Raw genomic sequence first — 21,047 nt, forward strand, 5'->3', positions numbered from 1 at the left:
AATTATTTAACCAGTTTACAATCACGACCTTTATCGTCAGAAATACGGTTATTAACAGCATCATCTTCAGAAATAGTGGCTAAGTTTAACCCTGCTTTGCTGCTCCATAGTTGGAAGTTTTCACCAACATAGCGAGCGCCACTCGCGGCTTCTTTGCTTTTCAGTAAAATCAGTTCATCGCTGTAAAGCATCACTGCTGTATCTTGATTAGGGAAAGAAACTTTAATTTTTTGTCCATCACAGTTATAAGTTTGTGTTTTCGCTGCAAATGCAGATGAAGAAGCAGCCAAAATTGATAATGCAGCGATAGAAGAAACTAAAAGTGTTTTTTTCATTGGATTTCCTTAATACCTTTTAAGTATTTATACCAGCGTTCATAAACATTGAAACCATAAGCTACAGCGACATAGTATTACTTTTAAATATACATTGTATAAACATTTATTCACTATTTGATGAAATTTAATAATGTTCTTAATTTCGGGTTTATTCCTTTATTAAATAAAATTACAAATATCGTAGAGGATATTTTTTCTGAAGGTTAATAATTCATTTAAGGTTTAAAATAATCTATAAGCACTATCTTAAAGTTGATTTAAATACTTTTTTTTTCTAATTTTAATTAATCTTGAAATTGGTGATAGGTAAAAATAGCCAAATAACAAATAGGATAAACGAAAATTTTAACTTATTAAATTTTCAAGGATTAAATGCAATTTCTTGTGAGTGTTCGATGAATAACATACACTGAAGGCGTAAATTTTACGTCATTTGATAAGGAGTTAAGCGTGTCTTTGGAACAATGCCGAAAATATGAAAATCTTTCTATAGAAGAGACAATCGAAACACTCTCATTACTCTATTCAAATGCCATTGAAGCCTTGAGAAATGCCATTGCAACCTATGTTGATAAAGGGACATTACCGGATGTTAACGCACGAGAAAATGGGTTGTTTGCCTACCCTGAGTTGTGTGTAACTTGGGAAGGAAAGGTTGATCATTGTGAAAAAACGCGAGCTTATGCCCGTTTTGTGAAACGGGGAGATTATAGTATTACTGTGACCCAACCTGACTTGTTTCGAGCTTACCTCGTTGAGCAATTGACCATTTTTCAACAAGATTATGACGTATCTTTTGCAGTTCGTCCGTCTAAGACTGAAATTCCATATCCATTCGTGATTGATGGTTCAGATTTAATTCTTGATAGAAGTATGAGTAGCAGTTTAGCCGCTCATTTTCCTATTACAGATCTCTCTCATATCAGTGATGATATTACAGATGGTTTATATCATGTGACGGATGATATGCCATTATCCCACTTTGATGCACTACGCGTAGATTTCTCTTTAGCGCGACTAAAACATTATACGGGAACTCCACCTGAGCATGTTCAGCCTTATATTTTGTTTACCAACTATAACCGCTATGTTGATGAGTTTGTGAATTGGGCCTGTGAGCAAATTCGTGATCCAGAAAGCCGCTATATCGCGTTATCTTGTGTAGGGCATAATTATTTAACCGCTGAAAATGCCGATCCTCAATTTGCTACATCCGATTTAACATGGAAAAAATTCCAAATGCCTGCATATCATCTGATTGCACGTGATGGCGGAGGAATTACATTAGTGAATATTGGCGTTGGTCCAGCAAACGCGAAAAACATTTGCGACCATTTAGTAGTATTGCGTCCTCACACGTGGCTAATGATAGGTCACTGTGGTGGGCTGCGTGAAAGCCAAAAAATAGGTGACTATGTTCTAGCTCACGCCTATTTACGTGATGACCATATTTTAGATGATGTATTACCACCAGATATTCCTATTCCAAGTATTGCTGAAGTTCAGCGGGCGCTTTATGACGCCACTAAACAGGTAAGTAATATGCCTGGTGAACTAGTTAAACAGCGTTTACGTACGGGAACTGTGGTCACAACCGATGACCGTAACTGGGAATTAAGATTTTTTGCAACCGCACGCAGATTCAGCCTTAGTCGAGCTGTTGCTGTGGATATGGAAAGTGCCACCATTGCCGCACAAGGTTACCGTTTCCGTGTCCCATATGGCACATTACTTTGCGTGTCGGACAAGCCGATTCACGGGGAAATCAAACTGCCGGGACAAGCAAATAGTTTTTATGAAGGCGCAATATCGGAGCATCTACAAATTGGGATCCGTGCCATCGATCTGCTACGACAAGAAGGTGATAAGCTACACTCCCGAAAATTAAGAACATTCGACGAGCCGCCATTTAGATAATCTAGAGGAGGGAAATTCGTGATCCCTAAACTTGAAACAGATAGGTTAGTTTTAGCAAAGCATGAGGTTAGTGATTTTTCAGCACTTTCGCAGTTATGGGGACAACGTTCAATGGTTCAGCATATTGGCGGTGTTCCCTCAACGGAGCGCGAATCATGGATGCGTATGCTCGCGTATGGCGGACTTTGGCCTTTACTCGGGTTTGGTTATTGGGCGGTGAGAGAAAAAGCGACAGGAAATTATGTGGGAGACCTTGGGTTTGCCGATTTTCATCGCATTGTTGAACCCCACGTTAAAGGTATTCCAGAAGCGGGATGGGTGATTGCGCCTGAATATCAAGGTAAAGGTTACGCGACGGAGGCGATGCAAGCTGCATTATCTTGGTTAATCGCGGAGCAGAAACATCAAGAAAGTATCTGCTTTATAGGACCACAAAATATACCGTCATTGCGTGTTGCTGAAAAGTTAGGGTATATACAAGATAAAGAAGTGTTCATGAACGGCAGTATCTCGGTATTGTTGCGTAAACATCTTATCTAGCCTTAATTATCCCATTTTTGATAACTATCAATCCTATTCTTATTTATAGAATAGGATTGATCCTCTCAGTAGACTCTTAAAATTACTTGGTCGATTTTAAGGTCACTATGTCTAGCCACTTTCTTGCATTCGAAAAACCCATTATTGAGCTTCATGAAAAAATTGAAGCATTAAATGCCTTTAAGCAAAAGGGCCATCCATCAGAATTAAAACTTGACGAGGAGATCCAATTATTAGAAAAAAAATGCCAATCACTCACTGAGAATATTTTCTCTTCTTTAGGTGCATGGGAAATAGTGCAATTAGCACGTCATCCAATGCGTCCCTACACGCTTGATTATATTTCTCTTATATTTACTGAGTTTCAGGAATTAGCGGGGGATAGAGCATTTGCTGACGACAAAGCTTTAGTTGGTGGATTAGCACGTTTAGACGGTCGCCCAGTTATGGTAATGGGGCAACAGAAAGGGCGGGATACGAAGGAAAAAGTAAAACGTAATTTTGGAATGCCATCCCCTGAAGGTTATCGAAAAGCGCTTAGATTAATGAAAATGGCGGAGCGATTTAAACTGCCAGTTATTACATTTATTGATTCTGCAGGGGCTTATCCTGGTGTTGGCGCAGAAGAACGTGGGCAAGCAGAAGCAATTGCGCGCAATATTCAGGAAATGTCTTGCCTAACAACACCGATTATTTGTGTGATAACCGGAGAAGGTTGTTCCGGCGGTGCACTCGGGATTGGTGTGGGGGATAGAATTAATATGTTGGAATACAGTACTTATGCTGCAATATCTCCGGAAGGTTGTGCCTCTATTTTATGGAAAGATTCCCAAAAAGCGCAAGTTGCGGCTGAGGTGATGGGAATGACCGCGCCGAGACTAAAAGCGCTAGGAATTATCGACACAATTGTTCCTGAACCGTTAGGCGGAGCGCATCGAAATTATGCATTAGCTGCACAATATCTGAAGCAGCAACTTATCCAAGATTTAAACCAACTTAGTGCATTAGATAAGGATACGTTATTGGATCTACGCTACCAAAAAATAATGGAAATTGGCTACTGCTAATGTTATTAGTGGGGCATTAATGAATACTAAAATTAGGCTGTCTTATGTCTGTTGATCTTAATTTACTGAAGGTGTTTGTTGCGGTAGCCACTCAGGGAAGTTTTGCTAATGCCGCAAAATATCTTTCGATGCCAACATCAAATGTGAGTCGGCAAATTAAGCAGCTTGAAACTCAACTTAATTGCCGATTGATTGAACGGACTACACGGCAAATGCGTTTAACTGAACAAGGTACTTTATTATTAAATAAAAGCCAAAAATTGTATTTAGAATTAGATGAAACCTTGCAACAAATTAGTACCTCAAAAATATTAAGTGGCACTTTTCGGTTAACTATTCCAAGTGAATTTGGCAGTGTATTATTTGCAGATTTACTGGCTCAATTTGCGCTTACTCATCCTGACCTTGCCATCCACTGTGACACGCAGCTAGCCCCTCTGGATGTTATTGGTGATGACGTGGATTTATTACTGACTTTTCATCGTGGAGCATTGATTGATAGTAGTTATCACTCAAAATTGGTTAAGTCATGGGAAAGTGTTGTCGTTGCTGCTCCTAAATTAATTGAAAAACAAGGGATACCCAGCACCGTGGATGAACTCAGCATGATGCCCTGTATCACGAGTTTCAGTGCGTTGCAGGGGCAGCCATGGATTTTTAGCACACATGATGGTCAGTTAAAAAAAGTCAGTATAAACAGTCAGTACCGTGTTAATAGCGGTATTCTTGCCAGTGCGGCGGCACTTAATGGGTTGGGATTTGCTATTTTATCAAAAGAGGGGTGCCAAAGCGCAATTCAAACGGGAACATTGGTGGAAGTTAGTTTTGATGAGATGTATCCAGCGCCGATTGAGCTACGTGCTGTTTATGCCTCAAAACGTTCACTTTCGCCGAAAGTTGATACCTTTTTGAGTTACTTGCTGAAAAATATCTAGGCCGATATTACTATCAGCCTATTGCCATAATGCCAATAAACATTATGGTGATCCGAGTTATTTATTTCCGCGTAGGCGTAGTGTTAAGCCTTTCAATAAGTAACGTAATAGTTGGTCGCCACATTCACGATAATTTTTATGTTCTGGATTACGGAAAATAGCACTTAATTCTGGTTTTGAAACTCGGAAATCAACAGATTGGTAGATTTCCAGTAAATCAACATCTTTCAGTTCAAAGGCAACACGCAATTTCTTGAAAATAATATTGTTATTGATTCTATCTTCAACTTCAGGCGCTGGACGACTTTCATCTTTACCACGGCGATGGTAAATCAATCCGTTAAGAAAGTGACCGAGCACAAGGTCGCTACATTCAACGTAGTCTGGATCAGTATCTTTCTTTAGCCAAAGGCTCATTTCTTCTTTTGTGACTGAAAAGTCTGCAAGTTTTACGATTTCAACCATCTGAGCATCGCTCAAATCCAACATATAACGAACACTTCGTAAAACGTAATTATTTAGCATGGGGTTAATTATCCAACGGATCGATTAAAAAACAGGCTTATCTTAGCCATGAAACGTTATTATAAAGCAAAGGCGGCTACCGATGCTTTATAAATTCTTGGTTAGCCCATAAAGTAAATAAGTCCATAGAAAAAAACTAAAGTTAATCCGACAGTTATCAACATATTTTTCAGTAAAGATGCTGCCACAACGCAAAATAGAGCTCCCCAGAGATAAGGGTTATCGGGGAAACTACGTAATTCATGATTTTCTAATAAGATTACAGGAGCGCAAATTGCGGTAAGCAAACAGGGAGCAGAATAACTGAGCGCTTGGCGTACAATTAATGGTAATCGTATGGGTAATTGAGGGATCAGAAAAATATAACGTAGAGAGAAAACGACAGCCGTTAAACTGATAATTAAAATCCAGATCATTTTTCTTCCCTTAATAAACGAGAGACACCAACAGAAACAAACATTCCACCAACGCCGGCAATCACAATTGCACTACTGATTGAATACATTGATAAGGTAATTGCAGTAATTAATGAAAATAAAACACCACAGGCGGTACTTATTTTTTTAGTGAGTGGAACGACAATGGCCAATAGTGTCGCGACGACTGAGAAATCTAAATGTAATTTACTTAAATCACCCACCAAATTTGCCATCACAATGCCGCATAGGCTGGTGACTAACCACACAAGATAAAAACTAAATCCGGCACCAAATAAATAGGAAAAACTGAGGGCTTGACGCTTGGCTGCACTAATGGCGAATAGCTCATCAGTTAATAGAAAGCCAATGCTTAAACGTTGTGGTGTCGTGAAATCTTTTACGTGAGGGCGCATGGTTAGCCCATATAAAAGATGTTGTGATGTAATAAAGAAAACAGAAATCACAATTGTAATGTAGCCAGCTCCAGAATTGAGTAAACCTAGAGTGACTAACTGAGCTGCGCCTGCAAAAACCATTGCAGACATTGCGATGCTTTGCCAAAAAGAAAGCCCTGTTTCAATGGCCATGGAACCCGCAAGAACCCCCCACGGAATAACTGCAAGATTTAAGGGTAATGTATGGACAGCTCCATCCATCATTGCGCGTTGCCATGGCTTTGGTTGTTGAGACGACATCGATGTGCACCTGTATGTTGAAATGTCATTCATTGAATAAAAGTCTAAACAAAGACAATGTTGATTTAACTACAGGTATTTAGAGTAAAAATTATTATTCGATACGCTGTAGGCATCCATTGTTATATCGTGAAATGTGGAACAAATCACTATCTCTACCTACAGACTTTAAATGGTATTAAAAACTAACTTTTTATTGTTTCATGAAGTTTTGTATCGATTAAAAAAAATTTTTGGCTTGATGCTGGTTAAGTGATTTTGATTGGAGTTTAATTTCAATTTTAACTGTTAAAATCAATATAAATAGCTGGATTATTGGTAAATGACTAGACTTATATACTGTATATTAACATGTTGATGGTGATATCTTTTATTAAAAATAAAAGATGTGTATTATAGTACCCATTAAGCAAGAATGTGAATTAATTGTTATAACTTTTATTGAGTTAGCGGGTTTATTATGCTTGAAAACTTCGGTATTACAAACTTATGGACTTATCTTATCGGTGTAATTTTTATTACATTGGTACCAGGCCCTAATTCTCTATTTGTTTTAACGAGCAGCGCAAAATATGGTGTAAAAAATGGTTACAAAGCAGCACTTGGTGTATTTACTGGTGATGCATTGCTCATTTTTTTATCATTCTTAGGTGTCGCGTCTTTAGTCAAAACGTCTCCTATATTTTTTAGCGTGATCAAATATGCGGGTGCTGCCTACTTATTTTACTTAGGTATTAAAACGTTATATTCAGTATTACATAAAAAAGAATCTGCAACAGATGTCGATGGGATCATATTAGAAACAAAAGGGACTTATAAGAAAGCCGTCTTTTTAAGTTTACTAAATCCAAAAATGATCATTTTTTATGTTTCATTCTTTATTCAATTTATTGACCCAGCGTACCCAAGTGCTGGGGTGCCATTCTTCGTGCTCGGCGTGATATTAGAAGCATGCAGCATGTTTTATCTATCAATGCTGATATTTGGTGCTGTTGCAGTGACCAACATGGTAAAACACAATAAAAAATTATCTAAATTTTCAAATAGCTGTATTGGTGCCGTCTTTTTAATGTTCGGTGCAAAATTAGCATTAACAGCCTAATTTATTGATTTATAAATTTTTACTAAAGGATAGCTGGCAAATGTACCAGCTATTTTTTTGTTTTTAATTTATCTTTTCAGGTTTTTTCCTGTTTGCCTTCAGAGTGATGCCTGTCATCATGATGCTAATTTAGTCACGACTAAGTAAGCCGCTGTACAAGGAAGTATGAGTACGACCATATACAAAACCATCGAATTGATATTAATTGAGGTTGTTATGCACATTCTGGGATTATTAATCTATTTTATTCCTGCGATTTATTTCGCTGTCCATTCAATAAAGAGTAATCAAAACTCTTATTGGTTATTCATTTTATTTGTTTTCCCAATTTTGGGCTCGGTTGTTTATGCGCTGGTCATTTGGATGCCGGCTATGCGTTATTCCCGCCATGGATATAAGTTAGAAAGAGCAATTAAAAAACAATTAGCACCTAATAAAAGCATCAATCAAGCTTTAAAAGAGTATGAATTAAATCCGACCACGAATAGTTGTGTAACACTAGCAGACGCATATACCGATAAAGGTGACTATCAAAATGCGATTAAATACTATCAGGAATCATTGCAAGGAATTAATCAGTATTCACCGGATATTATGTTGAAATATGCGGATGCACTGTATGAAGCGGGGGAATACGCGCGTTGTAAAGAGACGTTAGACTTATTGTGTGAAAAAAATCCAACGTTCAACTCGAATGCAGGACATTTTTTATATGCTCGTTCTTTAGTGCGCTTAGGTTTGGTTACAGACGCTGATAATGAGTTTCGTGCCTTATTAAGTCATCGTGATCATATTGAATACAAGGTTGCTTACGCTGAGTTTTTATTTGAACAAAAACGAGTGATTGAAGCGATGCCACTAATTGATGAAGTGATTAAAACCTATTCACTTTTACCCAAAGCGGCACAAAATTATAATAAGCACTGGTATCAAACGGCTGTGAAATTAAAAAATAGTAAGTTAATAGAGTAAGTTAGCTTTCAAATACAATCATTAAAAACATCTCGTTATTGGCTCTCCATCGTTGGTATGGAGAGCCAAATTATTGTAATTATTCCTACCAGCGTTTTATATCTCTATCAGATTGAGTGACAGATGTACATTTCGCTAATAGCGGCAATGTTTTCTTTTTCAAATCATCCATCAAGCTATAAATAACGGGAACAAATAGTAAGCTGAGAATGGTTGAACTCATCAAGCCGCCGATAACAGCAACTGCCATTGGTGCTCTAAATCCCGCATCAGCTCCAGTTGTGAGTACGAGGGGGATCATCCCTGCAATCATGGCAAAGGTAGTCATAATAATAGGACGGATTCGTTCCTGACCCGCTTCGATAATAGCTTGTTGTCGATTTAAACCAGCTCGTTCTTTTTCAAGAATAAACTCCACCAAAAGTATCGAGTTTTTGGTGACTATTCCCATTAACATTAAAATACCAATAATGACAGGAAGATCTATCATTGCACCATATAACACTAAGGCGATAATGGCTCCCCCGATAGAGAATGGTAGTGCCACTAAAATCGTTATAGGTTGCATAAAATCTTTAAACAAAATAATGAGTATGGCGAATACCAGTAGTACACTGAAAAGCATTGTTGTACTAAAACGTTCAAACATATCGAGCATGAACTCCATATCACCATACTCTAATGGCTCAATACTTTTTGGTAGTGATTGATATTCAGGAAGTTCGACAACGCGTTCCAATGCTTCGCCAAGTGATAACCCATCTAAATTACCTTCAATAGACATTTTCCTAGCTCGATTTATGCGGTCAATCTGTGATGGTCCATCGCTAAAATTAATGTTAGCAACGGATTTAAGTGGCACAGTTAAATCGTTACCGCTACGAATATAGAGATTACGCAACGCGCTTACGTCATTTTTTTGATTGTCAGGTAAAACAACCTGTAACGTTAATTGTCTATCCGGTAAATTAAACTTAGCGCTGCGAGAGTTCGATTCTCCCATTGTTGCCACTCTTAATGTATTGGCGATTTCTTCTACATTAACTGCAGTTCTTCCTAAATCTTGCAGGTCAGGGGAAATAATCAGCTCTTTACGTAAAAGCGGTTTAATAACACGCACATTATTAATGCCATTTACGTTGGCAACTGCATCGCGAAGCTTATGCAATTGAATTTCTAGCTCTTTGGGATCAGCTCCTGTAAAGGTCAATGAAAATTCTTTATTTCCTTCGCTATTACTGAAGGTATAGCGTGCATCTGGAGTTTGTTGTAATAGGTGAGAAATTGAGTTTTCAAACTGTTTTTGTGACATTTCACGTTCATTTGGTTCTGTTAATGTCAGAATTATTTGGCCTTTATGCTGAGCTATTCCATCGGCGTCATCACTGATCCCCGCAATGGTATAAATTGACTTTATTTCAGTACGTGACTTCAATTGTTCAGTCATATTCCTAACCGCTTTTTGCGTTTCTTCGACAGGGGTTCCCGGCGGTAATTCCACTTCAATCTGGCTAACACTAATATCGCCTTCAGGCATAAAGCCAATAGGCAGATAAGTAATACTGGAGATTGAACCAATCAAAAATATAAATGCGAATGAAAGGGCGAGTTTGCGATGTTTCAATGTCATTACTAACAATTGAGAATATCGATTGATCCAGTTAGGTACAGAATGTTCGGTCACTTTCTTTTTTGCAGGTAATAAAACATAGGCCGCCATTAATGGCGTAACTAATCGGGCTACTAGTAACGAAGATAAAACAGCCGCGGAAACGGTAATACCAAAAGGCACAAAGTATTTACCAACAAAACCGCCAATAAAACTGACGGGTAAGAATACCGCAACAATAGTGAGTGTGATGGCGACAATGGCAAAACCTATCGCGTCTGAGGCTTTTAAAGCGGCTAAATAAGGGCGTTCGCCTCGCTCTATGTATTTTTGAATATTCTCAATTTCGACAATTGCATCATCGACCAAAATACCGATGACTAATGTCAAAGCAAGCAGTGTCATACTATTAAGTGAATAACCAAATATTGCCAATACCAAAAAGGTGGGAAGGATAGATAAAGGCAATGCAACAGCCGCGACCAAGGTAGCTCGCCAACTTTTTAAAAAGAAGAAGACAATGATAACGGTTAAAAATGCACCTTCTAATAAAGTTTGGATTGTTAAATGGTAGCTTGACTCCGTATATTTCACAGTTGATGAAACAAGCTGAATAGAAATATCAGGATGTTTCAGTTTTAATTGTGCAAGTTCATGTTCAACATTATTTGCTACCTCGGTATCACTGGAACCTTTTGCACGAAATACGGCGAAACCAACTACATCTTTACCATTTAATTGCGAAATAGTTTTGGCTGTTTTTTGACCCTGATAAATTGCAGCAATATCCCCGAGTTTAATCCACTGTTGATTACCAATAGGTAACTGAATATCGTTAATTTCATCAACGTTCTTTTTTTCACCTAAAATCCGAATAGTATGTTGTAGGTCATTATATTTAGACGAGCCACCAGCGGAATTTTGATGCACGCTTCTGAGTAATTCATTAATGCTCAGAATAGACAATTGTAATGCTGCAAGTTTATCGGTATCAGGCTCAATACGAATAACGCTATCAGCACCACCAAGGCGGCTAACTTTTTGTACTCCGTGAGCCGTAATTAACTGCTTACTGACTGTATCATCAATAAACCAAGATAAATCGGCAAGGGATTGGCTATCTGATGAAACGGCGTAACGTAATATTGCACCGCCTTCGATATCAATACGGTTAATTAATGGTTCATCAATTGTTTGCGGTAAATCACTGCGGATTTGTGCGATTTGTTCCCGAATATCATTGGTTGCAATATAGGCATCCACAGTTAAATCAAATTCAACCGTGGTGGTGGAAATGCCTTCAGTGATGGTTGATGTGATATGACGGATCCCTGGAATACCAGAAACTGCCCGTTCAACTGGTTTCGTGATAGCGTTTTCCATTTCGGTCGGGGATGAGCCATCTTGCGTAATGGTCACTGTGACTATTGGAAAATTAACTACCGGGTTTGCAGTAACAGGCAATTGATTAAAAGAAAATATACCCGCAATTGTGAGTGCTAAGAACATAACTATAGTAGGAATAGGGCGCGTGATTGCCCATGAAGATAGTTGGAGTTTCATTGACTATCCTTGACTGGGGTCACTGTATCATTTTCAGTTAAAAAGGCTTGGGCATTGGTGACAACAACGGTATCACTCGAAATAGGGGATAAAATCTCGATACGACCATCATGAATTTTTCCGGTGGCTATTTTTTGCTGCTTCACTTTATTATCAACAACAGTGAAAATAACTCGTTCACCATTATCTAATGTTCGAATGGCACTGTATGGGAGCGTAGTTTGCAGTTTTTCTGGATTGGAAATAATCGCGGTACCTGATTCTCCAGCTTGTAGATTATCTCCATTTTCGGCGAGAGAAATACGAATCTTTCCTTGTTGTGAAATAGGATCTACTTTCGGTGCTAAGTAACGTAATTTTCCTGCTATTTGATGATTGTTAGGCGCTTTTAATTGAATAAACGTCAGATTTGATAAACGTTTTAATTCTGAAATATGCGCTAACGCATCAAATTCAATTTCACCATCTTCAATGATTTTAAACAGTAACTGATTATCCGTTAACATTCCGCGAATAGCATGACGCTCACTGATCACGCCTGAAATAGGCGCAATGATCCGTGACTTATCTTGTTGGCTTTTTTCTTTCGCGAGCTGAGCTTGTAATTGACGCAGTTCTGCTTTATTAGCATCTAAAAGTGCATTAGCCGCTAAAGATTCTGATTTTGCTTTTTCAAAGTCGTTGGCAGAAATAACCCCAGTTTTAGCCAGCGGAGCTAGACGAGAAAGTTCTTTTTGCGCTTGTTCTGCCACTGCTTTTTGCTGCTTAATATAGGCTGTGGCTTTTTCAGTTTCAGCTTGTAACTGGCTTACAGATGCATTTTGGAGTGGAGATTCTAATATGGCGAGTAGTTGGTTTTTCTCAACCCATTGACCTTCTTCAACCAGTACATCAATCACCATTTGTTGTTGCAAAGGTGAGCCAATCGCAATTTCATTTTTTGCAACAAATGTTCCCGGTAAGGACAAGGTTTCCGTATAGGGTATTTGCTTAGGCGAAGTCACACTTAATCGCATGGTTTCAGAAAATGAGACCGGCGATATAAACAGCATACAAAACAGTAGGGAGGTAATACTAAAACGTTTCATAAACCCATAAATCCTAATCGTGATATTGAGGGTAAATTAATGAAATCGCCTCAGCATTACCATAAACCAAAGTTAAACCTTAATTTTCCGTTAAGGTTAGTTATTTCAATATTTAACGTGAAAAACGTTTTGAACCAGCGACACACAGAATGACTCCAAGCGTAGACATGATCATGACGCTATTAACTGTTTCATTAAGTAGCCAAGCGGAAAGTACTAATCCAATAAACGGTTGTAATAGTTGCAATTGACTGACGCCCGAAATTCCGCCTTCAGCCAGCCCTCGGTACCAAAAAAAGAAACCAATTAGCATACTAAATAGAGAGACATAACCTAGGCCCATCCATGCTTCAAATGGCACAGTAGAAAACGTGGGTGGTAAGCGCAAAATACTGAATATCACCATGATGGGTAACGCTAAAACCAACGCCCAGCAAATCACCTGCCAACTCCCTAATGATTTTGAAAGTACAGCACCTTCTGCGTAGCCCAATCCACAGACAATCACAGCAATGACCATATATAAGTCACCTTGCCATGCGTGAGTGGCTCCTTGAAGAATTGCGAAGCCGATTACAAATAAACTTCCCATGACTGAAAACAACCAAAACAATTTGCGAGGGCGCTCGCCTGCCCGTAAAACGCCGAATAAAGCGGTAGACAAAGGAAGCATCCCTAAATATACAATGGAGTGAGAGGAGCTAATGTACTGTAATGCAACAGCAGTTAAGAATGGAAAGCCAAGCACCACACCAAATGTCACGATAAGAAGAGGAATCAACTTTTGTCTTGCTGGGATTTTTTGGCGTAAAGCTATCAAAACAATCAGAGCCAAAATTCCAGCGATGGTAGCCCGTAGAATGGTCAAATAATCGGGCGAAAACCCACTGATAGCCAGTTTGGTTGCGGGAAGTGAGCCACTAAAAATAGCAACACCAATAAATCCACTGATCCAACCGCGAGTGGTATGAGAGGGATCCGTTATGGAAACGCTGCTCGATGTTAATAATTTACTTTGATTCATAATTGACCGTTATTATTAGTAATTGAGTTTTACTAAGCTAATCGACATAATCATGACAATCAAAAAATTGTCATAGGTACAATTTCATGACTCAGAATCGTTATAAGCAGTATGTTGACTTGCTTTCAGCGCAAATCATGAGTGGCGAATTGAAAGCGGGGGAGCGTTTGCCTACGCATCGCCATTTTGCGGAAAAATCGGGTATTTCCTTAGTGACAGCTTCTCGGGTATATCGAGAACTGATTGAACGGGGCTTGATCATCGGGGAAACCGGGCGAGGCACCTTTGTCCGAGATATCAATCTATTGCCCAAGTTAAGTATTGAGCAAGATGTCGCTAAAAACGCGTTAGACCTGAATTTCAGTTATCCGATTGCGAAAGAACAAACCAAACTATTACGGGAATCGTTACGGGAAATAGCGGTTGGTGGTGATCTAGAAGGGATTCTTTATTATCAACAACATACAGGGCGGGAACATGAAAGAAAAACGGTCGCTAAATACTTAAAACAGCGTGGGTTAACTCATGCAACGGCAGATACAGTGGCTTTAGTGAGTGGTGGGCAACATGGTTTAGCTACCATCATTTTAGGTATGTTCAGTCCTGGGGATATTATTGCCGTCGATGCCTTAACTTACCCGGGTTTTAAGGCTCTTGCAAAAATTTACCATTTAGAACTGATATCTGTGCCTACGGCAGAAAATGGTCCAAACTTACAAGCGTTGAATAGGCTATGCCAACAGAGAAAAATTCGAGCTTACTATGCGATGCCGACTTTGCATAATCCACTAGGCTGGGTGATGAGTTTATCGGAGCGTAAAAAGTTGGTGGATATAGCTAAACGGCACCAATTTTTCTTAATTGAAGATGGATCTTATGCCTTTTTGCAGCGACCAGCAGTTGTTCCATTAGCAACGCTGGCACCTGAAATTACATTTTATACAACAGGTTTTTCGAAGAATATTGCAACGGGATTACGTGTCGGCGCGGTACTGGCACCGCAACAATATATTGAAAACATCGAGCGTATTATCCGAATTACAACATGGAATACACCGGCAATAACCACGGCTATCCTCTGTGATTGGATTGAAAAAGGTGAGGTAGATAGCATTGAAAGGGATAAGCGACGGGATGCAAAAATACGGCAAGCAATAGTCCAGAAAATTTTTACGGATATACCCTATATTGCGCATCCTGCTAGCTATTTTGTTTGGTTACCATTACCTGATGGCGTACGCGCAGATGCAGTCGTCAGTGAATTAAAAAAGCAAAATATAGCCATTAGCAGCGCAGAGTCTTACAGCACATCAAACTCAGTACCGCAGGCGTTAAGAATAGCAATTAGTACCTTATCCCATGAAGAACTGGCGGTGGCAATAGCGGCGATTAGGGGCGTTGTATTGTACTTAATTGATTTATAAAGATGATAGGTATAAAGGAAGAAAAATAGTGGAACATATCAAACATTTTACGGCGACGGCGATGATCTGTAATTCCCGAGGGGAATTTCTATTACATGAGCACCCTAAGCTAGGTATCTGGCTACCTCCTGGAGGTCACGTTGATCCAAATGAAGAGCCACAAGATACCGTTGTTCGTGAAGTGTTTGAAGAAACAGGCTTACGGTGCCGAGTGATTGATTGCCGCTATCCGTTACACTCAAAGGTAAATGATTCAAGAAATACTCTCTCTTTACCAATTCCTTTAGCTATTTTAAAAGAATTCATCGCAGATAAGCGCCAAGGAGATCATTGGCATATCGATATGGTTTATCTCTGTGAGCTCATAGACGAAGAAATCCAATGCAATGCAGATTTTCATTGGATTTCTCTGAGTAAAATGAATGACTTAAACCTTCCTAAAGATGTGGTGGAGCTTGCCATTATGGTGAATGAACATTTTCAAAATGGTTCGGTTCATTCGAAATGAATTCAGTCATGATGAAATACTAAAAAAGAGCAAAGAGATACCCAGAATAATTAATAAGGTGCCGATAACTCTATCCATAATGAATTGATATTTTAAGATTTTATTTCTAATCAATGGTGCTGCAAAAAATAGAGCAATTAAACTAAACCAAACCCAATGTGCAAAAGAAATAAATAATCCGTAGCTGAAGTTTAGCCATTGAGAATTACCAGCTTGGATCACTTGGGTGTAGACCGAAACAACGAAAAACATCGTTTTAGGGTTGAGTGCATTGGTTAAAAAACCCATTTTAAATGCGGAAAATGAAGAGGGTGCTGATGTTGGGTTAAGGTTATCGCTGGCGTTAATGGCTGTTTTGTTTGTTAGGGATTTAAAGCCGATATACACCAAGTATGCGACGCCAAGGAGTTTGACTGCCATAAATAATGTAGGGGAACTCATAATGATCAGAGTCACGCCAAAAATGGTATACAACACATGAATTTGCACTCCAGCAGCAATACCAAGGGCACTGAGTAAACCCGTTTTGGTGCCATAGGAGTAGCTATTTCTGGTGACCATAGCGAAGTCGGGACCAGGGCTAATAACCGCCAAAATAGTGATGGTGGCAACAGCGATAATTTCATTCATAGTGAGATCCTAATGGTAATAAAAACTGACTTAATTTTTGGGTGGAAAATAGATTTGATTAATTAGATATATTGATTATCAATAGATTGTAGTTAGATAAAAAGCGATTTATTCTCAATGAAATCTGTCAGTTTTCGTTACCTATTTAATTGTGAAACTACTCATTTTATAAGCTTCTTGATTTTATAAGCCCCTTAATTTTATGAAGACATTAATTTTATGAAACTGCCTCCATTAACATCGTTACGGTTTTTTGATGTTGTTGCGCGCTATGAAAGTATTATTAAAGCCGCGCAAGAGCTGCATGTTACGCACAGTGCAATTAGCCGCCAGATAAAATTACTTGAGGAGCATCTCGGTGTTTTACTGTTTGAACGGCGTAATCGAGCTATCTTTTTAACAGAAGAAGGTAAATTGTTATTTCAAACAACAACACACTTATTCCAGCAACTTTCTGATACCGTCGAAAAAATTACGCAGCGTCCTCATAACCAAGTAGTTAGTTTATCGTGTGAGCCGACCATCGCAATGAAATGGCTGATCCCTCGTTTAACCAATTTTTATCAGCAACACCCTGAAATGACGGTGCATTTGATTGCCGCGGGTGGTCCTATTGATTTTAATAAGGCGGGGGTCGATCTTGCTCTTCGCCGTAATGACTTCACTTGGGATGACAATATTTATGCGAAGAAAATATGTGCAGAATGGATGGGTATTATCAAGAAAAATGATAGCCAACCCTATCATGAGATGAACTTACTTGTGCCAGCCTCTCGGCCAAATGTTTGGCGTACATGGCAAGCCCGTAGTGGCACCAATTTACAACATAATAAACAAGTTAATTTCGAACATTTCTACTTGTGTTTGCAGGCTGCATTAGCAGGACAGGGCGTTGCTATTGCATCGTTCCTAATGGTTGCTGATGAAATTAATACACAACAATTAATGGCCCCAGAAGGTTTCATTGAAGATGGTTCGGCATATTATTTACTTTCACCCAAAGAAATAAAAGCAGATACCCCAGCGGCCATTTTTATGGAATGGTTGGAAACAAACGTGAATCAAAGCCTGTTGTTAACTCAGCAATCGGCATAAAATTTGTATACTTTTAAGGGTTTGGTCATTTAATCACCGAACCTACTTGCGTAGTGAAGTTTTTATGCCCTAACTATTTCGCTGCGTGCTATATTTCCCAGAATCGTTTTTGATGTCTTTATGTTGGAGTAAATAATGAGCAAAATTCGGGTTGGTGTCATTTTTGGTGGTAAATCCACTGAGCATGAAGTTTCGTTGCAATCAGCTAAAAATATTATTAATGGATTAGATCGTAGTAAGTTTGATGTTTGCCTTATCGGTATTAATAAAGAAGGGCAATGGCATGAGTATGATGAAGCGAACTTCCTGTTACATGGCGATGATCCTGCTCATATCGCGTTAAATACTCCAAAGCGTAGCATTGCAATCGTTCCAGGCAAACAAAGTGAACAATTCATTTCTCTAGAAGATACTAAACCTCTCCCACAAATTGATGTGATTTTCCCAATTGTCCACGGTAACTTAGGTGAAGATGGTTCTTTGCAAGGTTTACTGCGTATGGCGAATCTGCCATTTGTTGGACCGGGTGTTCTAGGCTCATCAGCTTGCATGGATAAAGATGTCACCAAACGCCTTTTAAGGGATGCAGGGTTGCACATTGCACCGTTTATTACGCTATTGAAAAGCGGTCGTGGTGAAATTAGCTATGCTGCAACGGTTGAGAAACTGGGCTTACCATTATTTATTAAACCAGCTAACCAAGGTTCATCGGTTGGGATCAGTAAAGTTAATAATGAAAGCGAGTTTAACACGGCATTAGATTTTGCATTCTTATTCGATGTAAAAGTGCTGATTGAAAGCGCTGTAAAAGGGCGTGAAATCGAGTGTGCTGTGCTTGGAAATGAACACCCACTAGCTAGCCCATGTGGCGAAATCGTGCTGCATGACAGTTTCTATGCTTATCATACTAAATATATTGATGAAAATGGTGCGTCTGTTGTTGCTCCGGCGGATTTAGAGCAAGATGTGAGTGAAAAGATCCGTGCAATTGCACTTGAAGCTTATCAAGCCTTAAACTGTAGCGGTATGTCCCGCGTTGATGTATTTTTAACTGAAACGAATGATGTTGTGATTAATGAAATCAATACATTACCGGGTTTCACTAATATCAGTATGTATCCGAAACTGTGGCAACAAGGCGGTATGACTTATCAAGAATTGATCAGTCGTTTAATTGAACTTGGGATTGAAAAATTCCAGCAAACAGCTGCATTAAAAACAGCCTGCGATGAAATTTAATCTCTGATATTTTCCGCAATTTTTGCCGATAGCGGCCTGCTATCGGCAATATCACTATAAAGTTATCTCATTAATTCACTGTGTTTTTGTTGCACCAAACATAATTGATGTAACGGAATAACGGCTCAAATCCAAATTTTTTATATAAATCAAATCCTGCTTCTGAAGCATCTAAGAAGCAATGTTCGACTCGTTGTTGACGACAAAATGCGAGAGCATAATCAATAAGCTGAGAAGCATAGCCTTTACCCTGAAACTTAGGTTCAGTACCGATATCGTCGAAACGTGCTAATTCGCCTTCAATGGTGACCGTCATGGATGTTGCGGGCTCTCCATTGACCAATAAGACTAAATGGAATTGCGGTGCACCTTGTTGCAGGGCATCTTCGTGGTAGCGAACATACTCTTGGATCACGGTATCATGCTCTTCGGAAAGGTAGAACGCAGAAACCAATGGTTTAGCCCAAAGGGATAAATCATGGTTTGCGAGCACGATATCTACCTGATTATCAGGCAAATCAACTTCTTTTTGCTGTGACAATGTTAGTGCCATTGCAGTTGTGACGCTGTCACGTTTATAGTTAAGTGCTTCAATATCTTTGACGACTTTTGGCAACATCTCTTCAGGGATCACCAAAGTGTGATTCTTTTTCTGCGATACGAACAGGTTGTATGCTTGCATAAAAGCATGATGAGTAGAGTCGGGTTGCAGATAAATAAAATTGAACGCTGGGGAGTTTAATGGCGTTAAATAACAAATTGTATGTTGTGCAATCTGGATACTGTGCTCACAAATCGAAGTCCAAAACGTCTTTTCGATCGATTGGTAATGTCGTAAATAGTAGAGCGGTATGTTCATTAGTCAGTTACCTGATACAAAATGTGTTAGTCAAAATGGAGCAAATAATAAATCTGGCCCCATGTAAAATTTTGTTAACTTATTGGCAGTAAAGCCTTTGTGATCTATCTATTGATAATAACTAAACCTTTAAAATCAGCAACCGTTGCGGCAGTTGTCATCTTATCTTTAGCCTTAGATCCCACTCTTGTGCAACGTTTTCAGTGTCATTAATCAATATCTATAAAGTAAATTTGAAGATAAATTAAGGCGTTTCGTGCGATATGCAGATAGATTGTTATTTAATGCTATCTTACATTGCTCATTTACTCTATAAAATGTCATGTAAATTTATAAAAAGCTTTGTAACTCAATGAGATTATCTTACTAATTCATCCATTATGATAGTGGAAATAAAGAGATCGTACCTGCATAAATATGCTAAATAGAGTGACGTAAATAAGATAAATAGAGTTGTAAATGTTATATGCTTCAATGTATTGTTTTTGAAAAATAAAAGATGACTGGGGTTACGTTAAGGTAATGCAAAAATTTATATTGGTTGCCCTGTATTTAGTGGGTTATTCAGTGTTTGTAGAATCTGCTAAAAATCCTTTTGATAGGCAAATACTGAAACACGATGATAAAGAAATCCATTATTACCTACTTAAAAGTGACTCTAATCCCTCTAAAGAATTATTGGTATTAATCCAAGGCTCCGACTGTAAAAGTGTCGTTAATAACCAAAACCTGATTAAGAATTTTAGGGGAGTATTACCTAATAGTGATGTGCTTTTAGTGGAAAAAACAGGCTTAACACCAGATGTAGGGTTACATGATCCAAATTCCTTAGAAGAGAACTGCCCTGTGGAATATATGAGAAATGATTCTTATTTTGAGAGAGTGGATAACTATATTGCTGTGCTGAACCAGTTGAAAAATCAGTATCAGCATATTGTTGTATTAGGTGGTAGTGAAGGGGCGGTAGTCACGAATATTATTGCGTCTAGAGTTAATTTTATTGATGCGGCTATTTCACTAAATGGTGGCGGACAATTTTTTATTAATGATGTGATTTACAGCATTAATAAAAGTCTACCCGCTGAAGAAGCGCAAGGTGCAATAGAAGGATTTAACCAGTTTGCAGATGCAGTTTTGCATGATCATTTAGACGATGACCAGTTTCCCAGTAATCACGGACAAAATTGGTGGTATGAAGTCTTAACGATAGATAATAAAAAACTACTTCAAGGTGTTCGTAAACCCCATTTAGTGATCCAAACGCTCACCGATATTAATGTGGATGTGGAAGGTTCACAGAAAATGATGAATGAGATTAATAACCCCAATATTACCTATAAAACTTATTCCACATTAGACCACTATTTTAAAGACAGTCAGGACAATAATCAGACAGCAGTCGTTATCGCTGATATTCAGGATTGGTATACAAAATTAAATATCAAAAAATAGGTTGGGTAGATACCCAGCTAAAGAATTCTTAGTTGGGTATTTAGGG

20 protein-coding genes are annotated in these 21,047 nt (G+C 38.6%); 11 read left to right on the forward strand and 9 right to left on the reverse strand.

Going from position 1 to position 21,047, the window contains the following annotated elements:
• Positions 1-2 precede the first annotated feature (2 nt).
• A complete protein-coding gene (locus tag GKR61_RS04010; protein ID WP_132495912.1) occupies positions 3-335 on the reverse strand; it encodes an MliC family protein in 333 nt (110 codons plus the stop codon).
• A 459-nt stretch (positions 336-794) separates the two neighbouring features.
• Between GKR61_RS04010 and GKR61_RS04015 the strand changes: the two genes are divergently transcribed.
• The 4 genes from GKR61_RS04015 to GKR61_RS04030 all read left to right on the forward strand — a co-directional run bounded on the left by GKR61_RS04015 (position 795) and on the right by GKR61_RS04030 (position 4,797).
• Positions 795-2,255 carry an AMP nucleosidase gene (locus GKR61_RS04015; RefSeq protein WP_154639653.1) on the forward strand — a complete coding sequence of 487 codons (1,461 nt, stop codon included), beginning with the start codon at positions 795-797 and terminating at the stop codon, positions 2,253-2,255.
• A gap of 18 nt (positions 2,256-2,273) precedes the next feature.
• Positions 2,274-2,795, forward strand: a complete 522-nt coding sequence (locus GKR61_RS04020) for a GNAT family N-acetyltransferase (protein WP_230085110.1) — start codon at positions 2,274-2,276, stop codon at positions 2,793-2,795.
• Between the two features lie 107 nt (positions 2,796-2,902).
• On the forward strand, positions 2,903-3,862 hold the full coding sequence (accA, locus tag GKR61_RS04025) for an acetyl-CoA carboxylase carboxyl transferase subunit alpha (protein WP_154599287.1): 960 nt from the start codon (positions 2,903-2,905) through the stop codon (positions 3,860-3,862).
• Positions 3,863-3,906: 44 nt separating this feature from the next.
• Entirely contained in the window at positions 3,907-4,797 is an 891-nt protein-coding gene (locus GKR61_RS04030) for a LysR family transcriptional regulator (protein ID WP_154599286.1), read from the forward strand.
• A 57-nt stretch (positions 4,798-4,854) separates the two neighbouring features.
• On the opposite strand, the gene GKR61_RS04035 is transcribed toward GKR61_RS04030, so the two are convergent.
• From GKR61_RS04035 to GKR61_RS04045, 3 genes are all read right to left on the reverse strand, one after another.
• On the reverse strand, positions 4,855-5,322 hold the full coding sequence (locus tag GKR61_RS04035) for a DUF1456 family protein (protein WP_036948092.1): 468 nt from the start codon (positions 5,320-5,322) through the stop codon (positions 4,855-4,857).
• Positions 5,323-5,423: 101 nt separating this feature from the next.
• A complete protein-coding gene (locus GKR61_RS04040) occupies positions 5,424-5,738 on the reverse strand; it encodes an AzlD domain-containing protein (protein WP_132495916.1) in 315 nt (104 codons plus the stop codon).
• On the reverse strand, positions 5,735-6,436 hold the full coding sequence (locus GKR61_RS04045; RefSeq protein WP_154599285.1) for an AzlC family ABC transporter permease: 702 nt from the start codon (positions 6,434-6,436) through the stop codon (positions 5,735-5,737). Before GKR61_RS04045 ends, GKR61_RS04040 begins: the two co-directional genes overlap by 4 nt.
• Positions 6,437-6,896: 460 nt before the next feature.
• Between GKR61_RS04045 and leuE the strand changes: the two genes are divergently transcribed.
• Both leuE and GKR61_RS04055 read left to right on the forward strand, forming a co-directional pair.
• Positions 6,897-7,538, forward strand: a complete 642-nt coding sequence (leuE, locus tag GKR61_RS04050) for a leucine efflux protein LeuE (RefSeq protein WP_154599283.1) — start codon at positions 6,897-6,899, stop codon at positions 7,536-7,538.
• Between the two features lie 165 nt (positions 7,539-7,703).
• Positions 7,704-8,510: a tetratricopeptide repeat protein gene (locus GKR61_RS04055; RefSeq protein ID WP_154639560.1), complete on the forward strand. Its 807-nt coding sequence runs from the start codon at positions 7,704-7,706 to the stop codon at positions 8,508-8,510.
• A gap of 85 nt (positions 8,511-8,595) precedes the next feature.
• Here the strand turns inward: GKR61_RS04055 and GKR61_RS04060 are convergent, their stop codons facing one another.
• The 3 genes from GKR61_RS04060 to GKR61_RS04070 all read right to left on the reverse strand — a co-directional run bounded on the left by GKR61_RS04060 (position 8,596) and on the right by GKR61_RS04070 (position 13,794).
• Complete coding sequence (locus GKR61_RS04060) at positions 8,596-11,682, reverse strand: efflux RND transporter permease subunit (RefSeq protein ID WP_154639561.1); 3,087 nt, start codon at positions 11,680-11,682, stop codon at positions 8,596-8,598.
• A complete protein-coding gene (locus GKR61_RS04065; protein WP_230083117.1) occupies positions 11,679-12,770 on the reverse strand; it encodes an efflux RND transporter periplasmic adaptor subunit in 1,092 nt (363 codons plus the stop codon). Before GKR61_RS04065 ends, GKR61_RS04060 begins: the two co-directional genes overlap by 4 nt.
• A gap of 112 nt (positions 12,771-12,882) precedes the next feature.
• Positions 12,883-13,794: a DMT family transporter gene (locus GKR61_RS04070; protein ID WP_036948077.1), complete on the reverse strand. Its 912-nt coding sequence runs from the start codon at positions 13,792-13,794 to the stop codon at positions 12,883-12,885.
• Positions 13,795-13,880: 86 nt separating this feature from the next.
• On the opposite strand from GKR61_RS04070, the gene GKR61_RS04075 reads away from it, so the two are divergent.
• Both GKR61_RS04075 and GKR61_RS04080 read left to right on the forward strand, forming a co-directional pair.
• The gene (locus GKR61_RS04075; protein WP_154639562.1) at positions 13,881-15,218 is read left to right on the forward strand and encodes an aminotransferase-like domain-containing protein; all 1,338 of its coding nucleotides are present in this window, start codon (positions 13,881-13,883) and stop codon (positions 15,216-15,218) included.
• Between the two features lie 28 nt (positions 15,219-15,246).
• Positions 15,247-15,726 carry an NUDIX hydrolase gene (locus GKR61_RS04080; RefSeq protein WP_036948071.1) on the forward strand — a complete coding sequence of 160 codons (480 nt, stop codon included), beginning with the start codon at positions 15,247-15,249 and terminating at the stop codon, positions 15,724-15,726.
• 6 nt (positions 15,727-15,732) lie between these two features.
• Here GKR61_RS04080 and GKR61_RS04085 read toward each other — a convergent pair whose 3' ends face one another.
• On the reverse strand, positions 15,733-16,356 hold the full coding sequence (locus GKR61_RS04085; RefSeq protein ID WP_154634619.1) for a LysE family translocator: 624 nt from the start codon (positions 16,354-16,356) through the stop codon (positions 15,733-15,735).
• A 219-nt stretch (positions 16,357-16,575) separates the two neighbouring features.
• Between GKR61_RS04085 and GKR61_RS04090 the strand changes: the two genes are divergently transcribed.
• Both GKR61_RS04090 and ddlA read left to right on the forward strand, forming a co-directional pair.
• Positions 16,576-17,451 carry a LysR family transcriptional regulator gene (locus GKR61_RS04090; protein ID WP_154639563.1) on the forward strand — a complete coding sequence of 292 codons (876 nt, stop codon included), beginning with the start codon at positions 16,576-16,578 and terminating at the stop codon, positions 17,449-17,451.
• 135 nt (positions 17,452-17,586) lie between these two features.
• Positions 17,587-18,690, forward strand: a complete 1,104-nt coding sequence (gene ddlA / locus GKR61_RS04095) for a D-alanine--D-alanine ligase (protein WP_154609368.1) — start codon at positions 17,587-17,589, stop codon at positions 18,688-18,690.
• A gap of 70 nt (positions 18,691-18,760) precedes the next feature.
• Here the strand turns inward: ddlA and GKR61_RS04100 are convergent, their stop codons facing one another.
• On the reverse strand, positions 18,761-19,549 hold the full coding sequence (locus tag GKR61_RS04100; protein ID WP_036948060.1) for a GNAT family N-acetyltransferase: 789 nt from the start codon (positions 19,547-19,549) through the stop codon (positions 18,761-18,763).
• Positions 19,550-20,071: 522 nt separating this feature from the next.
• Between GKR61_RS04100 and GKR61_RS17910 the strand changes: the two genes are divergently transcribed.
• Complete coding sequence (locus GKR61_RS17910; RefSeq protein ID WP_154639564.1) at positions 20,072-21,001, forward strand: acyl-CoA thioester hydrolase/BAAT C-terminal domain-containing protein; 930 nt, start codon at positions 20,072-20,074, stop codon at positions 20,999-21,001.
• The last annotated feature ends 46 nt before the right edge of the window (positions 21,002-21,047 follow it).

It is taken from the genome of Providencia sp. wls1916 (assembly GCF_009706585.1).
Taxonomy (GTDB): Bacteria; Pseudomonadota; Gammaproteobacteria; order Enterobacterales; family Enterobacteriaceae; genus Providencia; species Providencia lanzhouensis.

Excerpts from the sequence above, each read along its gene's own strand:
- GKR61_RS04010 (WP_132495912.1), bottom strand. The coding sequence starts at position 335 with ATGAAAAAAACACTTTTAGTTTCTTCTATCGCTGCATTATCAATTTTG.
- accA (WP_154599287.1), top strand. The coding sequence starts at position 2,903 with ATGTCTAGCCACTTTCTTGCATTCGAAAAACCCATTATTGAGCTTCAT.
- GKR61_RS04030 (WP_154599286.1), top strand. The coding sequence starts at position 3,907 with ATGTCTGTTGATCTTAATTTACTGAAGGTGTTTGTTGCGGTAGCCACT.
- GKR61_RS04035 (WP_036948092.1), bottom strand. The coding sequence starts at position 5,322 with ATGCTAAATAATTACGTTTTACGAAGTGTTCGTTATATGTTGGATTTG.
- GKR61_RS04040 (WP_132495916.1), bottom strand. The coding sequence starts at position 5,738 with ATGATCTGGATTTTAATTATCAGTTTAACGGCTGTCGTTTTCTCTCTA.
- GKR61_RS04045 (WP_154599285.1), bottom strand. The coding sequence starts at position 6,436 with ATGTCGTCTCAACAACCAAAGCCATGGCAACGCGCAATGATGGATGGA.
- leuE (WP_154599283.1), top strand. The coding sequence starts at position 6,897 with ATGCTTGAAAACTTCGGTATTACAAACTTATGGACTTATCTTATCGGT.
- GKR61_RS04055 (WP_154639560.1), top strand. The coding sequence starts at position 7,704 with ATGAGTACGACCATATACAAAACCATCGAATTGATATTAATTGAGGTT.
- GKR61_RS04060 (WP_154639561.1), bottom strand. The coding sequence starts at position 11,682 with ATGAAACTCCAACTATCTTCATGGGCAATCACGCGCCCTATTCCTACT.
- GKR61_RS04065 (WP_230083117.1), bottom strand. The coding sequence starts at position 12,770 with ATGAAACGTTTTAGTATTACCTCCCTACTGTTTTGTATGCTGTTTATA.
- GKR61_RS04070 (WP_036948077.1), bottom strand. The coding sequence starts at position 13,794 with ATGAATCAAAGTAAATTATTAACATCGAGCAGCGTTTCCATAACGGAT.
- GKR61_RS04075 (WP_154639562.1), top strand. The coding sequence starts at position 13,881 with ATGACTCAGAATCGTTATAAGCAGTATGTTGACTTGCTTTCAGCGCAA.
- GKR61_RS04085 (WP_154634619.1), bottom strand. The coding sequence starts at position 16,356 with ATGAATGAAATTATCGCTGTTGCCACCATCACTATTTTGGCGGTTATT.
- GKR61_RS04090 (WP_154639563.1), top strand. The coding sequence starts at position 16,576 with ATGAAACTGCCTCCATTAACATCGTTACGGTTTTTTGATGTTGTTGCG.
- ddlA (WP_154609368.1), top strand. The coding sequence starts at position 17,587 with ATGAGCAAAATTCGGGTTGGTGTCATTTTTGGTGGTAAATCCACTGAG.
- GKR61_RS04100 (WP_036948060.1), bottom strand. The coding sequence starts at position 19,549 with ATGAACATACCGCTCTACTATTTACGACATTACCAATCGATCGAAAAG.
- GKR61_RS17910 (WP_154639564.1), top strand. The coding sequence starts at position 20,072 with ATGCAAAAATTTATATTGGTTGCCCTGTATTTAGTGGGTTATTCAGTG.